At 50.0% G+C, this 15,149-nt stretch carries 14 protein-coding genes; 9 read left to right on the top strand and 5 right to left on the bottom strand.

What is annotated here, in order from left to right:
• Window positions 1–59: 59 nt before the first annotated feature.
• The 3 genes from EDC32_RS10190 to EDC32_RS10200 all read right to left on the bottom strand — a co-directional run bounded on the left by EDC32_RS10190 (window position 60) and on the right by EDC32_RS10200 (window position 2,671).
• Window positions 60–473 carry a phage holin family protein gene (locus tag EDC32_RS10190; RefSeq protein WP_132221908.1) on the bottom strand — a complete coding sequence of 138 codons (414 nt, stop codon included), beginning with the start codon at window positions 471–473 and terminating at the stop codon, window positions 60–62.
• A gap of 85 nt (window positions 474–558) precedes the next feature.
• On the bottom strand, window positions 559–2,016 hold the full coding sequence (locus EDC32_RS10195) for a sensor histidine kinase (RefSeq protein WP_158283326.1): 1,458 nt from the start codon (window positions 2,014–2,016) through the stop codon (window positions 559–561).
• Window positions 2,009–2,671, bottom strand: a complete 663-nt coding sequence (locus EDC32_RS10200) for a response regulator transcription factor (protein ID WP_022738600.1) — start codon at window positions 2,669–2,671, stop codon at window positions 2,009–2,011. The genes EDC32_RS10195 and EDC32_RS10200 overlap by 8 nt, the downstream gene beginning before the upstream one ends.
• 172 nt (window positions 2,672–2,843) lie before the next feature.
• Here EDC32_RS10200 and asnB point away from each other — a divergent pair, with 172 nt between their 5' ends.
• Window positions 2,844–4,691 (top strand): asparagine synthase (glutamine-hydrolyzing), encoded by a 1,848-nt coding sequence (asnB, locus tag EDC32_RS10205; protein WP_132221912.1) that lies wholly within the window; start codon window positions 2,844–2,846, stop codon window positions 4,689–4,691.
• Window positions 4,692–4,726: 35 nt separating this feature from the next.
• On the opposite strand, the gene EDC32_RS10210 is transcribed toward asnB, so the two are convergent.
• Window positions 4,727–5,617: a sporulation protein gene (locus EDC32_RS10210; RefSeq protein ID WP_246026926.1), complete on the bottom strand. Its 891-nt coding sequence runs from the start codon at window positions 5,615–5,617 to the stop codon at window positions 4,727–4,729.
• 520 nt (window positions 5,618–6,137) lie between these two features.
• On the opposite strand from EDC32_RS10210, the gene EDC32_RS10215 reads away from it, so the two are divergent.
• Together EDC32_RS10215 and EDC32_RS10220 are read left to right on the top strand one after the other, a co-directional pair.
• On the top strand, window positions 6,138–6,740 hold the full coding sequence (locus EDC32_RS10215) for a TetR/AcrR family transcriptional regulator (protein WP_132221916.1): 603 nt from the start codon (window positions 6,138–6,140) through the stop codon (window positions 6,738–6,740).
• A 94-nt stretch (window positions 6,741–6,834) separates the two neighbouring features.
• A complete protein-coding gene (locus tag EDC32_RS10220; protein WP_158283327.1) occupies window positions 6,835–8,859 on the top strand; it encodes a YhgE/Pip domain-containing protein in 2,025 nt (674 codons plus the stop codon).
• A gap of 67 nt (window positions 8,860–8,926) precedes the next feature.
• Here EDC32_RS10220 and EDC32_RS10225 read toward each other — a convergent pair whose 3' ends face one another.
• The gene (locus EDC32_RS10225; protein ID WP_132221920.1) at window positions 8,927–9,538 is read right to left on the bottom strand and encodes a poly-gamma-glutamate hydrolase family protein; all 612 of its coding nucleotides are present in this window, start codon (window positions 9,536–9,538) and stop codon (window positions 8,927–8,929) included.
• Window positions 9,539–9,830: 292 nt separating this feature from the next.
• Here EDC32_RS10225 and EDC32_RS10230 point away from each other — a divergent pair, with 292 nt between their 5' ends.
• From EDC32_RS10230 to tadA, 6 genes are all read left to right on the top strand, one after another.
• On the top strand, window positions 9,831–10,787 hold the full coding sequence (locus EDC32_RS10230; RefSeq protein ID WP_132221922.1) for a metal ABC transporter substrate-binding protein: 957 nt from the start codon (window positions 9,831–9,833) through the stop codon (window positions 10,785–10,787).
• Entirely contained in the window at window positions 10,784–11,542 is a 759-nt protein-coding gene (locus tag EDC32_RS10235) for a metal ABC transporter ATP-binding protein (protein WP_132221924.1), read from the top strand. The genes EDC32_RS10230 and EDC32_RS10235 overlap by 4 nt, the downstream gene beginning before the upstream one ends.
• Before the next feature lie 49 nt (window positions 11,543–11,591).
• Entirely contained in the window at window positions 11,592–12,446 is an 855-nt protein-coding gene (locus EDC32_RS10240) for a metal ABC transporter permease (RefSeq protein ID WP_132221926.1), read from the top strand.
• A gap of 35 nt (window positions 12,447–12,481) precedes the next feature.
• Window positions 12,482–12,910: a Fur family transcriptional regulator gene (locus EDC32_RS10245; RefSeq protein WP_022738588.1), complete on the top strand. Its 429-nt coding sequence runs from the start codon at window positions 12,482–12,484 to the stop codon at window positions 12,908–12,910.
• A gap of 309 nt (window positions 12,911–13,219) precedes the next feature.
• Window positions 13,220–14,581 (top strand): TldD/PmbA family protein, encoded by a 1,362-nt coding sequence (locus tag EDC32_RS10250; protein ID WP_132221928.1) that lies wholly within the window; start codon window positions 13,220–13,222, stop codon window positions 14,579–14,581.
• Between the two features lie 61 nt (window positions 14,582–14,642).
• On the top strand, window positions 14,643–15,134 hold the full coding sequence (tadA, locus tag EDC32_RS10255) for a tRNA adenosine(34) deaminase TadA (protein ID WP_281275226.1): 492 nt from the start codon (window positions 14,643–14,645) through the stop codon (window positions 15,132–15,134).
• The last annotated feature ends 15 nt before the right edge of the window (window positions 15,135–15,149 follow it).

The following is a 15,149-nucleotide window of genomic DNA, read 5'->3' on the forward strand; positions in this document are numbered from 1 at the left end:
TGAGGACTTGCTTTGACAGAGGTGTCTTTATGTGCGCAACATAACGAAACGGCCTGCGTTTACAGATGCACTTTCACTCCAAGACTGTGGGTGAATAGATCTACCGCGGTGACAATCAAGGTGCCTTGCAGTACGGAGGTAAACTGGTTCATCTCAAATCCTTCGAGAAACGCGGCGATTCCCCCCAGCATGAATAGATTGATGAAGAATACACACAGATTGAAGGTCCAAAAGAATGCCGACCATTTAAAACGAATGGAGCAGTCTTCCAGAAAAAAGGGCAGGAAAAGAAGCACGGTAAATCCACCTAATAGATAACCAATCAACCGGATTGCTGCTACGCCAAAAGCGATCCCCATTCCTTCCACCTCAATGCCTTGCGCCCACCAGTCGAGCGCGATGATGGCGAGTGTGCTGAGCAATAGCTGAAGGATCGCTTTGTTCGCATCCCAATAAGCTGTGATGGTCATCACCCTCCTGCCGTGAGATCGGTGCCCTGATAAATTCGCCAAAAGCGAGTAAAAATCTTGCTCGCGCTGGGCTCTTTTCGCCAAAGGATCAGGGCGTGTCAGGTGGAACGTGCTGTCCGTCGGAGGGAAAGCGAATCGAGAATAAGACTCCGTCGGCGGTGTTGGCCAGTTGATATGGGAAACGGTGTACTTCCAAGATCCGCTTCACGATGAACAACCCTAGCCCGCTTCCCCCGGTGCTACGATTCCGCGACTTTTCCAACCGGGTAAACGCTTGAAAGAGACGGTCGATTTCCGCTTCATCGATGTGCGACCCTGTGTTTTGCACTTTGAGTAGCAGGTGATCCCCCTCGTCGGTCAGGGAGATGGAGACACTGGCTTCCTCTGGTGCGTATTTCATGGCATTGTCGATCACATTGGAGACGGCTTTTTCCAACCAAGCCCGGTCTGCTTGGACTTGTAAAGAAGGTTGGATGTCGGTATGCAGTTGAATGCGTCGGTCGTTGCGGAAATAATCAAACCGTTTGATTACTCCTTCGATCATCTCGGACAAAGAGAAGGTTTCTTGCTTTAAGCTGAAGTCGACCATTTCCAGCTTGGATAATTCCAAAATCTCGTTTACCAGTTTCCTCAGCTCTTGCATGATCGCATATGAGCGTTGCAAATACTTGTCCCTGTCGCGGTACGCTCCAATTTTGTGGATCATGCCCTCCAATTGGCCCATGACCGCGGTGATCGGCGATTTTAGTTCATGGGAGATGGTCGCCAAAAATTCACGCCGTTTGGCTTCTTGTTCCCGTTCGCGTTGAATGTCCCCTTTTAGTTTGGCATTGGCCTTTGTCAGATCGGCCATGGCCGCTTCCAGATTGTGAGCCAATTCATTGAGGCTGCGGGAAAGCTCGCCGATTTCATCTTGTGCGCCTTCTACACATCGTTCACTGAAATCCAGCCGGGCCATGCGTTTGGCTACCCGATTGATGCTGAGCAGGGGTTGGGAGATGATTTTGGCGTAGAGAAATGCGCCTCCTAGTGAGACCAGCAAAATGATCAAGCCGACATAAGGCATGAACATGAAAATGGCGTCGGAGGCTTCCTCAATCGGTTGCATGGTGACGCTGATGAAAGCGATGTAGGTTCCGTCGGCAAAGGTAAGCGGCTTTTCAGTCGTGTAAACGCGGGCCGTTTCCGGATCACCGGTGTCCGATTCCTGGGGGATTCCCAGCGCTGAAGCGTCTGGAAGTTGCTTTAGTTGGATGTAGAGGGGGGGCCGGTACACCACGCGGCCTTCCAAGTCGGCCACCACCAACCCTGCGTTGTAGGTATGGGCGAATTGGTCCAACGTTTTTTGCGCGTTGGCGACCGGGATGGTGGCGGCTTCGATCTTCAACTCTCGGAATCCGTTTTCCAACCGGTTGATTTTGTATTGATAATAATAGGAAGGGAGCAGAAAGTAGAAAAGCGAAAAGATGAGCAAAGCGGACACACACAATAGTAAGCTGGTAATGAGAAAAATTTTCCCGGTAATGCCTTGACGTAATTTAGTCACCAATTTTATAACCGATCCCCTTTACCGTCTGAATGTACGAACTCCCCAATTTTTTGCGCAGATTTTTGATATGTGTGTCGACTACGCGGGGATCTCCGTAAAAATCAATGCCCCATACTTGGTTTAACAACATGTCGCGGCTTAACACTTTGCCCCGATTGCGCAACAGGGCGTGCAATATGTCAAATTCCTTGGCCGTCAAATCGGGCTTTTTCGAGCCTACCGTCACTGTATGTCCTTCAGTGTCCAACACCAAGCCGTTATAACTGAGCCGCTGAGATGGCTCGGTCCGGTGGGTGCGGCGCAACACGGCTTCTACGCGTTTAATAAGCACATTGAACGAAAACGGTTTGCTGACATAATCATCGACACCCAACTCAAATCCTTTAAGTTGGTCTGTCTCCTCCCCCAGCGCGGTGAGCATGATGATGGGCACATTGGATTGGTCACGAATCATCTTGCAAACGCTGTGCCCGTCCAGCTGGGGTAACATCACGTCTAGGATCACCAAGTCGACTGGCTTTTCTTTAAATATGCGAATGCCTTCCAGCCCGTCGCTGGCCACAGTAACATCATACGCCTGCGAGAGCAGAAACTCTTGAATCAGCTCTTGAATGTCAAGGTCATCTTCAATAACCAAGATTGAATAAGACATGTGCGGTTCACCTCATATTGCCATTATTATAATGCGTTTCCGTGAAGTTTGTGTGAAGCGGTGGGCTTTTCCAGGTTAAAACGGAGCGGCCGCAGACGATTTGAAGACACCTTTTGCAATACCTCACATAAGATGAAGAGTAGACATACGCCTAGAAAGGGTGGGGAGTCTGATGTGCGGTATCACAGGATGGGTTGATTTCCAGCGGGATTTGCGGAATTGCACCACGTTGCTGGAGAAGATGAATGAGACGCTTGAAGCGCGTGGTCCCGATGCGGAAGGGAAATGGGTCGAGGATCATGTCGCTTTGGGACACCGCCGGTTGATCGTCATCGACCCCGAGGGCGGAACACAACCGATGGAGAAGAAGTTGGCGGATCGCACCTATGTGATCACGTACAACGGTGAATTGTACAATATGGATGAGCTCCGGTTAAAGTTGCAGTCTCTCGGACACCGGTTACGTACTCGGTCGGACACGGAATTAATCCTCACGGCGTATATCCAGTGGGGGATGGAGTGTCCGCGCCATTTGAACGGGATTTTCGCCTTTGCCATCTGGGATGAGGCTGAGCAACGGTTGTTTGCGGCGCGCGATCGCATTGGCGTAAAACCATTTTTTTATTCGCAAGTGGGCGGTTCGTTTCTGTTTGCGTCCGAAGTAAAAGCGTTGTTGGCTCATCCAGACATTGAACCGGTCATTGGGGAGGAAGGGCTGGCAGAAATCCTGGTCATGGGGCCTGCGCGCACGCCAGGTGTCGGGGTGTTTCGGGATATCAAAGAATTACGACCGGGACATATGCTCTCTTTTGACCGAGATGGCTTGCGCATTCACCCATACTGGGAATTGGTGAGCGTCCACCACACCGATGATCTGGAAACGACGGCAGCCAAAGTGCGGGAACTGTTTGAGGATGCCGTCAAGCGGCAGTTGGTATCTGATGTGCCGATTGGTACCATGTTGTCTGGGGGACTGGATTCCAGTGCGATCTCCGCGTGCGCGGCCAAAACCTTCAGCGAAGAGGGAAGGGGGCAATTGTCCACCTTCTCTGTCGATTACGCGGACAATGACAAACATTTTCATGTTAATGAGTTTCAACCCAACTCCGATGCGCCGTGGGTACAATTGATGGCCGATGCGATTAAATCTGACCACCATGTGGTGATGTTGGATAATGAGGAACTGATAGAAAACCTGATTCAAGCCATGATCGCCCGCGATTTTCCCGGCATGGCCGACATTGATGCATCCCTTTATTTGTTTTCCAGAGAGATCAAAAAGAAGATGACAGTGGTGCTGTCTGGTGAGTGTGCGGATGAAGTGTTTGGCGGTTATCCGTGGTTCCACCGGGAAGAGATGATCAATGCTGACACGTTTCCATGGTCGCGCTTGGTTGATAAGCGGATTCCGTTTATTTCCCCGGAAATCGTGCAGCGGATTCAACCGTTGTCCTATGTGGAGTCGCGTTATCAGGAGGCATTGGCGGAAGTACCGCGTTTATCAGAGGAAAGCGCGACGGAAGCGCGAATGCGGGAAATGTTTTATTTAAATTTGACCCGCTGGATGCCCACCTTGCTTGACCGCAAAGACCGGATGAGCATGGCTTTCGGCTTGGAAGTACGGGTGCCGTTTTGCGACCATCATCTGGTGGAGTATGTTTGGAACATCCCATGGTCCATGAAAAGCTTGGGAAACCGGGAGAAAGGGTTGTTGCGTTATGCGTTGAAGGGCTTATTGCCCCCGGAAATCATCGAGCGCAAAAAAAGTCCTTATCCCAAGACGCATCACCCTGTTTATTTGCGCACCATGCAACAACGCGTGTTGCAATTGACGGAAGACGCGCAAGAACCGATGTTTCAATTGCTTGATCGGCAAGCAGTTCGTCAGTTTGCTGAACAGGACTTGAACCGCACGCATCTGCCGTGGTTTGGGCAATTGATGAATGTACCAGCTCTGTTGGCATACTGGTTGCAGTTGAATGAATGGTTAAAGCGGTATCGGGTCAAAGTGGATATTTAGTCCATAGCGAAACATAGCCACTTCTAGAAAAGTGGCTATGTTTTTTCTCCATTGCCGCCGAAGTGCAACCAGCTGTGATCCTGCAATCGGTCATGATTTACTTTGACATCGTCTTCAAACCAAGATCCAGAAGTGAGCCCGGCCGCAAATCCGCCGATGGCTCCCAGTTTGCTCCATTGCTTATGATCGCGGAAATAATATTTTTGACTGTCGCCCAGCCGATGAGGTTCGTTTATCATCTCTTGTACTGATTGACGCAGTCTTTGCAGAAGGATGACAGGGTCGTCCAATTGTTTAGAGGTAAAATGAACTTCTCGGCGTACCTGATGATTCCCCACCAAATCCACTTCCATTAACAACCCAATGCCGTCCTCTTCCATTTTGGCTGCGAATTGAAGGTGAGTAACTTCTTTGGCCAACGTGGAGGTGGGAGTGAATTCAAACTTTTGCAAATAACCATCAAAGGAACGGGAGCCGTATTTTTCTTGAAATCCCAGCTCCCTCAAAGCGACTTGTATTTGCTGCAGGGAGGGTGGAGGTAGGATGACGATGGCGTCATGGTCGGTTTGGTCGACGGCCTCGGCAATGTCCAACCGGGTGGCAAAAGAATACGAAATGGAATATCCGGACAAGAGCAAATTATTGGGCAAGGTGTATGTGAACGGAAATGTTTTTTTGGCGCCGGGATGAATTTCAAACGGTTCGCCGAATGAAAAACGTTGGATCAAATGGGTGGTGACTTGATCATGCTGTTGCATGTGGATAGCGAAGTCAATGTCCACTTTATTGATCTGTTGCGTTACAATGCCCCCTTGGATAACAAGAGAACCGGCAATCGTTTCACCCAGTGTGTACTCTTCTTTCCCCAATTTCAAGTCAACACGGGTGCCGCCTTTGCCTATTTTGGCGAGATAATCTTTAAACACCAATGAACACGGGCCTCCTCATGTGAATGTACTTATATTTTACCATGTTTTGAAAGGGTTTTCGCGATGAAGACGCGGATGTAGATGGGGAGATGTCATCCGCTCTGGCGGAATAATACCCTGGCTGGGCGGAAATTACGCTTCCAAGTTCAGCCATGGCGGGAAAAAACATTCCGTACGGACATTCGATTTTTTGTCACAAAAACGCGGCAGTGAGTGACACAAAAATAAGGTTGTTTGCGAATGATATAGTAGGTGCAACCATTGGCTACACCCTTCTCTATGACTTGGGAAAACATGGGCTATAGGCGCTTCATATGAGTTTCTCTGATAACCACCCCCCCGATGGGGGAGTGGTTTTTTTTTAAAAACATCCACTGTGTGTACAGGATGGATTGAATTGTCAGCAAGCGATGCTTTTTTTTGCACATAATAAACAAAGCACGTCTTAGTGTGTCAAAATCAAAGACAATCCCTTATACTTGAAAGATGGAGTATCGGGTAGATGGGGGAGTGAGGGATGCGTCACGAAAAAGTGGACATGATTTTCCAAGCCGCCGTGGAAGTGTTTGCCGAGAGTGGGTTTGATCAGGCTAAAATGGATGATATCGCCCAAATGGCCGGAGTGGCGAAGGGAACGATCTATTATCATTTTAAAAGCAAAGAAGAGCTGTTTGCTGGATTGATCAATGAAGGAATTGAAAAGCTGATCGAGTACGCCAATCGGCATATTGAGAGCGTTGAAGAGCCCGTGGCCAAAATTCAACATCTGATCAAAGCACATGTTCTTTTTTTCATCCATCATGCCAAATTGGCAAAGTTACTGTTAAATGAAGCGTTTGGTACCAAAGAGCGGCAACGCCATTTTCGTGGGAAGATACGGGAGTATATCACATTGATTGAAAAGGTGTTAATAGAAGGGAAAGAAAAAGGGGATTTTAATATTAATCACACATTGGAAACAGCCAGTGCTATTTTTGGAGCGGCCAGTGTGATCGTGTTGCAAAAGTTGTATCATGCAGAGGATCATGAGGTAGCGGAGATGGAAAAAGATTTGCCGGCCATTTTGGAAACGCTTGATGCGTTGTTGATCAAGGGTATTGTTGATGTAACAGAATTGTAACCACTTCTTCTCTTGCAACTATGCAGGAGAAGCGGTAAATTAAATTTTGTACTGACCAGTCAGTCTAATTTTTTTTATGGGAGGAGGATGCACGATGAAGTGGTTGAAGGAAAAGTTGGCCACAGGACAAATCGGCTTTCGAGACCTTCAGTCCTTATGGAGTCAAAAACCGATGCGGTTGGCACTCATGGGCATCCTTGCCATTCCATTGGTCTATAGTTTGATCTATCTCAAAGCGTTTTACGATCCTTATGAGAATATGCAATATCTGCCCGTAGCCGTTGTAAACGAAGACCGCGGTGTAGTCAAAGACGGAGAGCGGATTGATATTGGCGATGAGTTGCGGAAGAAGTTGAGCGAAGACTCCAAGGTGAAGTGGGAATTTGTGTCTCGGGATCAGATGATGAAAGGGTTCAGAGAGGAACGGTATTACATCGGCATTGTGATTCCGAAGGATTTATCCCAAAAAGCCGTGTCGCTCGACAGCCCCAAACCACTCAAAGGACAGTTGGAGTACTATGTGGATGAAAGCACCAACTACCTGTCCGGAAAAATTGGGGAATCCCTGCGGCGCGAGTTGGAGATCTCGCTGGAAGAAAACTTGACTGAAGCCTATGCAGAAGAGATTTTTGGTTCGATCGCCCAGTCTACGCGGGACTTGGACAAAGCGGCCAAGGGCGCGGCAGAGTTGCGCGACGGCACCAGCAAAGCCCTGTCGGCTAGCGGCCAGTTGGCGGCGGCGCTGGGCAAATTGGAAGACGGGTTGTCGCAAATCACCAGCGGGTTGCAATTAGCTTCTGGCAAAGTAGATGCGACCAAAGTGAAGGTAGCGCAAGCAATGCCGTATTTGGAAGCTGCAGACCGGGTATTGAGCCGATTGGAGCAAGTGCTGAACCAACCTTTGGGTGAGACGGGTCGGCACATGGCCGATTGGGTAAGCCAATTGCGCTCCAGTCAATCGAACCTGGCACAATCAGGGGTTCAACTGGATCGCTCACAGGCTGCGTTAAATCGTCTGTTGGCGCGTCATCCCGAGCTTGCCGGTGATAAAGATATAGAAGCCATCCGCTCGGCGCTGGGGAATGCGGAAGGGTTGCAAGGACAGAGCCATCAAAAGATCGGGCAACTCGCTATTCAAGCGCCGGGGATCAAAGATAAGTTGGATCGGTTGGAACAGGCACGCCAACAGGTCGTAAATGAAGGGAAAGTACGTGAGCTGCATGCCAAAGTGAAGCAAGTGCAAAAAGATTTGAATCAAATCAATGTGCTTGCGTCAGGACTGAATCAGTTGGAAAATGGAGCGAATAAAGCCCTGTCAGGTACGCGCCAGATTCATGACGGGCAAAACGCCCTGCGAGACGGCCTGAAGAAAATCCACGCTGGCCAAGCTGAATTGGCGAAAGGGCTGAAAGAAGGTGTGACCAACGCCCAAGAGAAGCTCAAAGGCGTTGAACTCAAGGAAAATATGTTGGCTGATCCGATTGTGGTCAAAGAGAAGAATTTCCATGCTGTTCCCAACTACGCAACCGGTTTTGCGCCATACTTCATCTCCCTGTCATTATGGGTGGGAGCGATGTTGCTGTTTACGGTCGTCGACCTGTACCGCGCGATCAAGCGCCCCGGTGGAGAGCCGCTCAGCTTGGCGACCGGTGGCTTGATCGGCTCGGCACAAGCAGTCATCTTGTGTGGGATATTGCTTGTCGCCCTTAATCTTCAGCCGAAATTGACCGGATGGCTGTATCTGTTTACGATCATCATGGCGTTTACGTTTATTGCCATCAACCAGATGCTGGTTGCGCTCTTTGGCAATGTAGGCCGCTTTTTGGCCATCATTGTGCTGATGTTGCAACTTGCTTCCAGTGGCGGTTCGTATCCGGTGGAATTGCTACCTGAGTTTTTCAAGGCGCTACACCCTTATCTGCCGATGACGTACACGATTCACGGCCTCAGAGCGATCCTGTCCAATGGAAATGTGCAAGCGGTGTTGCATGACACCGGGATATTGCTCGGGTTCATGGCCGGGGCATACATGGTGACGCAAACCTTCCTTCTGGTTGTGCGACCATGGATGCAAAGCCTGTCTGCCAAATTGAAAACCAGAATGGCACAATCAAGCTGATGCTGTACAAAAGCCGTTTTAACTCCGATTTGGGGTAAAACGGCTTTTTTGTTGCACACAGCTACACTCAGGGTTGTGAAAGAGTGGAAATCGCTTCTCGTACCGCATCGACGAAGGTGTGGAAGCGTGGAGTGGGCCGTTTACGCCCTGCAAGCCCGCTTCCTTGGAAAAAGGTGCGGCGGAGTCCGCTGGTCAACTCCAGTTGCACCCCTTGCTTGCACCGACCGCGGTTGACGATGTTCTCCGGTTCTTTTCCGCCCAGGCGGGGAGGGGGATCGATAGCGGTGAATCCTTGCTGGGCCAGGCATTTTTTTATTTGTTGCCGCCACGTTTCATCCAATCCGCCTACATACACCTTTTCCTCGTTTCCTGCCGCTCCGTGCAGGGTGAGAATCCGTTCACACTGGCCCGCCAACAGGATAGCCAAGGGCTCATCAAAGCGAGTGGATGTCAGGTGCAGACAGTGGTTGCCCCGTGGTTTGTCACCACTGAACAGATAACAACTCCAGTCTCTGCCGGCGATTGCTAGGGCCAACTCACTCGTTCCTGTTTCGATTCCGCCGCCATGGATGGCAAACACGCCGAGTTGAGGCGAACGGACATGAAGGTGAATGGAGTAATCTTTTCCCACTTGTTCATGGCGGGATAAATCCTTGTAATTGACATAACGATCTTTCATGACTCGCTCCTTTTAAGCAGGATTGTTCACCGGACTTCCGGCGTTTTCCCCGTTCAAAGACGGAAACCGCCGTTAATTCTAGATGGAGAAGGATAAACTAAGATAGATACAAGAGATCAGACAACCAGAAAAGGGGATAGGTGAACCGCCTGGCTTAGAACAGAACATGTAGAACCCTCATTCCCCCTACTGGTCAAATCGTAATATTTACGATTTACAAGTTTGACAGCTGGGGCTATAATGAGTAGTAGAATCTTATGAAACGAAATCAATCTATTGTAGGTGATTAGAAGTGAACAAAGGGTTGATTTTTCTTGCGGCAATATTGCTGCTGTTGACTGGGTGCCAGCCAGGTAATGCCGCAAATCCATCAAGCAACGACCCCGGCAAGTTACAAGTATATACCAGTTTATTTCCGTTTGAGGATTTTGCCAAAAAAATTGGTGGCGACCATGTGCAAGTTACCAACTTGATTCCGCCTGGCGTAGAGTCACATGATTTTGAATTGACGGCAAGGGACATGACTGCCCTCAGCCATGCTGACTTGTTTATTTACAATGGTGCTGGCATGGAAGCGTGGGCTGAAAAGGCCGCAAAAAATTTGGATACCAAGCGGACATTGGTGGTGGAGACGACCAAGAAGCTGCCTCTGTTGAAAAGAGAAGAGCATGGTGATCAACATCATGGGAAAGACCACGGTGATCAGCACGACCATGGCGACATCGATCCGCATGCCTGGTTGGATCCTGCTTTAGCCAAAAAACAAGCGGAAGCGATCCGTGATGCGTTGATTAAGAAAGATGCCAAGCATGCAGCGGATTACCGCAAAAACTTTGAACAAGTGGCGGCGGAGTTGGACAAACTGGACAATGAGTTTCAATCCATGGTCAAACAAGCGCCGAAGAAAGAGTTTGCCGTTTCCCACGCCGCTTTTGGATATTTGGCGCATCGTTATGGCTTGAAGCAGATGGCGATCAGCGGATTGTCTCCCTCCGATGAACCGAGCCCGCAAGAATTGAAGCGCATCATTGAAGAAGTACGTGAACATGACATTCAGGTGATCTTGTTTGAGACCCTGGTAAGTAGTAAAATTGCGGAAGTGGTAAAACGGGAGGTCAAAGCGGAAGCGCTTGTCCTCAACCCATTGGAAGGTTTAACAGAGGAGGAAAAGGCCCAAGGCATGGATTATTTCCAAGTGATGCGTAAGAATAAGGAGCATCTTGCCAAAGCGCTGGGCGTGACCCAATGAAAGAACATGTGATTGAGATTAAAAATCTGCATTTTTCATATGAAGAGCAACCGGTTTTGGACGGGATCAATCTGGTGCTTGACCGCGGGCAATTCCTTGGCTTGGTGGGCCCCAACGGCTCTGGCAAATCGACGCTGATCAAATGCGTATTGGGCATGTTGAAGCCGGAGCGCGGGGAGATTCGCCTATTTGGCCAGCCTGTGCGCCATGCCCGATTGGGAGGCCGTATCGGCTATGTGTCACAAAAGGCGAACAGTTTCAATCTGGGCTTTCCGGCTACGGTCAAAGAAGTGGTCGCTTCCGGTTTGTACGGGCAACTTGGACTGCTGCGCCGGATGGGTCGTTCAGAATGGAGGAAGGTGGATCAAGCGATTGCCAAGGTTGGGCTTAGTGCGTTCCGTGACCGCAATATTGGCAAGCTATCGGGCGGGCAACAACAACGGGCATTTATCGCCAGAGCTTTGGTGGCCGATCCGGATCTGCTTATTTTGGATGAGCCAACGGTGGGGGTAGACGCAAAGTCGACCGAACAATTTTATGCGTTGTTGACGGAGTTGCATCGCCATCATGGCTTGACGTTGCTCTTGGTCACGCATGACATCGGCGTGTTGTCCACTTCTGTAGATCAAGTCGCCTGTTTAAATAAGCGTTTGTTTTTCCACGGTGACCCGGACGAATTTGCCCAACGGGAACAGGAGATTTTGACTCAAGCCTATGGGCATGACATACAAGTCGTCAGTCACCATCACCATTAAGACAGAGTGAGATGGGAGGGAGGCGCCATGTTTTGGGGCGCCCTTTCGTATGTTTGATTTGCTGATCCAATATGAGTGGATGAGAAATGCCCTGTACGCGGGCGTGATTATCGGTTTTATTTCACCCTTGGTGGGGGTGTATTTGGTGGTGCGCCGCCTATCCCTCATTGCTGATGCGTTGGCGCATGTTACGTTATCGGGTGTGGCGGCCGGTTTGCTGTTGCAAAAAGAAATCGCCTGGTTCCAAGGGGTAAATCCCCTATACACGGGCATGTTTTTTTCTTTGGCGGGATCGATGTTTGTTGAGAAGGTGCGCAGTTTATATCGATCTTATCAGGAGCTTGCCATTCCGATTCTTTTGTCTGGGGGGATCGGTCTGGGAGTGGTGCTGATCAGCGCGGCTGACGGATTTAATGTGGATATTGCGGGCTATTTGTTTGGTAGCATCCTGGCCGTGGATGAGGGCGAGTTAACCCTGATCGCGGGGATCGGCGTACTGGTTGTCTTGTTTTTCCTCTTTTTTTACAAAGAGATGTTCGCTTTATCTTTTGATGAGGAGCATGCCGTGTTGACGGGGATTTCGCGCAAAATCATCAATCTGTTGTTCATGCTGGTCGTAGCGCTGGTGATCGCCGCTTCGATCCGTGTGGTGGGGATTTTGCTGGTGTCGGCCCTGATGACGATCCCTGTCGCCGCCAGCCTGCAATTTACCAACAGCTTCCGCCAGACATTGATCTGGTCTGTAGTCTTCTCCCAATTGGCCGTGTTCAGCGGGTTATTCGCCGCATATTATCTCGACTGGGCCTCTGGGGGAACGATTGTCCTCGTTTCGGTGGCGATTCTGTTGCTGATCTTGGCAGTGAAGAGAATCGTTCGCATTTTCCGTCGCAACCCAGTATCATAGAAAAGTAAGGACCAGGCGATATAGGAGCGATAGCGATGGATATCAAACAAGCGCTTAATCTGTTGAAACAAAACGGATACAAGTATACCGGCAAGCGGGAAATGATGGTGCAGCTCTTCTTTGAAGAAGGACGTTACTTGACGGCCAAAGAAGTTTTGGATTTGATGCAGAAAGATTATCCAGGTCTTAGCTTTGATACTGTGTATCGTAACTTGGCCTTGTTTGAGCAGTTGGGGATTGTCGAAGGGACGGAATGGAATGGCGAGCGGCGCTATCGCATTCATTGCGGGGGCGATTCGCACCATCACCATATCATATGCACTGAATGCGGTCGCACGCGCGCGATTGAACTCTGTCCCATGAAGGCGATTTTTGGCCAACCGGAGAATTTTGAGATCACCGGCCACAAGTTTGAGATATATGGCATATGCGTGGAGTGCAAAGAATACGAGAAAAATGCGTAACATCTGGTTCCATACGGCTGATCGCCCTGCTTTCCCGGGCCGGGGAACGAACAGACACAATCGACGCATGATTGAGGCATGTCCACCCTTGTCGAGGGGAGCGGCATGTTTTTTTTGACGTCTGGTATGTATCCGTTCTTTCCTCCGGCAAATTGTTCTTGGTGAAAAGGAAAAAGGTAACCATTGTAGAAATTAACAATTCGCCCTGGTGGACGCAAAGGTCATGGCACGGTGAATATTTCCAGGGAAATAAACATAATGGCTTGGCAAACGCTTGGTATCTGAATATTCGGATCGAGGTGGCCGGAGATGAAAATAAAGGAACATATGGAAGGAAAGCGGTTGTTGCAAGCCTGCGATTATGTGATGGATTATGGGAAACAGGTTGCTGACCAGGTTGCTTGTGCGATTTTAGGCCAGTCGCATTATCTGTCGCGCCTTGATAACAATCAGATTGTGCAACATGTACGCAAACGTGAGTTGCAATTGGTCGTGCGGGTTATATTGGATGGCCGGTTGGGCATGGCCTCTTGCAATCAGTTGGATGAGGACACCCTGCGGATGACGGTGGAACATGCGGTGCGATTGAGTCAATATGCGGATGTTCAGCACTTGCGGACGAGCTTCGTCAAGCCGGAGCCGATCCCTCAAATCATCGGCTTTGACGAGGCGACAGAGCAAGTGTCACCGTTGGAAATGGCCAAAAAGGTGTATGTCATTGCGGAAGCGGCTAAAGCGAAGGGACTGATCGGCGCCGGTTCTTGCCAGGTCTCCATCCAAGATCATGCCGTTGTGAACTCAAAGGGCGTCCGTCTTTATGGACGGCGTAGCAAAGCGGAATTACATGCGGTTGTGACCGGGGAATCCGGCTCGGGATACGACTCGGACACCAAGCGTTCTTTCTATGAGCTGGAGGCGGAGCGTGTGGCGGAAACAGCCAGAAACAAGTGCTTGGCGAGCCGTCATCCAATCGTGGTGCAGCCGGGGACGTATCAAGTATTGCTGGAACCCAAAGCGGTGGCCGATCTGGTGACCAATTGGGCTTGCTACAGCTTTAACCCCGTTCTTTATCATGAAGGACGCAGCTTCGCTTCTACGCGTATGGGTGAACCGTATCTGTCTCCACTGTTGACCATCAAGGAAAATCCACTGGACGAGACGGGGTTGCCTTTTCCTTTCGATTGGGAAGGGCAGGCGAGGCGGCCTGTCACCTTGGTTGACCGGGGCAGAATTAGCGGCATGGTCTACGACGATTGGACGGCGCGGAAAGTGGGAACCCAGTCAACGGGCAGCGCTGTATTTCCCCTTGAAGATATGCGGGGAGTGGCACCTTCTTTCTTGGAAGTCGAAGCCGGGACCTGCTCATATGAAGAGTTGATTAAACGCATGGACAAAGGAATCGTGGTGACTCGATTCGATTATTTGGCCACTGTCCATCCCAAAGAGACGGTCATGACGGGAATCACCCGGGACGGCACCTTCCTCGTTGAAAAGGGAAAAGTGGTGGCGCCAATCAAGGACTTGTGCATGAGGGAGAGCGTCGTTCAAGCTTTGCAACGGATTGTGGCAGTAGGGCGAGAAAGCCGAATGATCAGCCATGCGCGGGGATATTGCCGCACGCCCGCGCTTTTGATCGACCGGTTTCGGTTTACTGATACGGCTGATCACTGATGGAGTCGGGAGACCTGACAAGGTTCCATGTGTTATAATCGCCGCAGAGGTGAATAGCGCATTGGAACATGAACATTGGATGGATGAAGCATTGCAGGAAGCCAAAAAAGCTGAAGCGATTGGGGAAGTCCCGATTGGGGCGGTTATTGTCAAAGATGGGGAAGTGATTGGCAGAGGTTACAACTTGCGTGAGACGCAACACGATCCCACCGCCCATGCAGAGATGATTGCCATTCGTCAAGCGGCGGAGCGCGTGGGAGGATGGCGACTGAATGACTGTGATCTCTATGTTACGTTGGAACCGTGTCCCATGTGTGCGGGGGCGATTCTGCAAGCACGCATCAGACGGGTGATATATGGAACGGAGGACCCCAAAGCGGGTTGTGCCGGTACGTTGATGAATATATTGACGGATGGACGGTTTAACCACCAGACAGAAGTGATCTCAGGTATAAGGAAAGATGCTTGCGGCGCCATTCTGACCGAATTTTTTCGGGCGCTCCGCCGGCGGAACAAAGAGAGAAAGCGACAACGGCAACAGGAAACCTCTTAAGCGGAACAAGAGGTT

Source organism: Laceyella sacchari (genome assembly GCF_004343255.1).
Classification (GTDB): domain Bacteria; phylum Bacillota; class Bacilli; order Thermoactinomycetales; family Thermoactinomycetaceae; genus Laceyella; species Laceyella sacchari.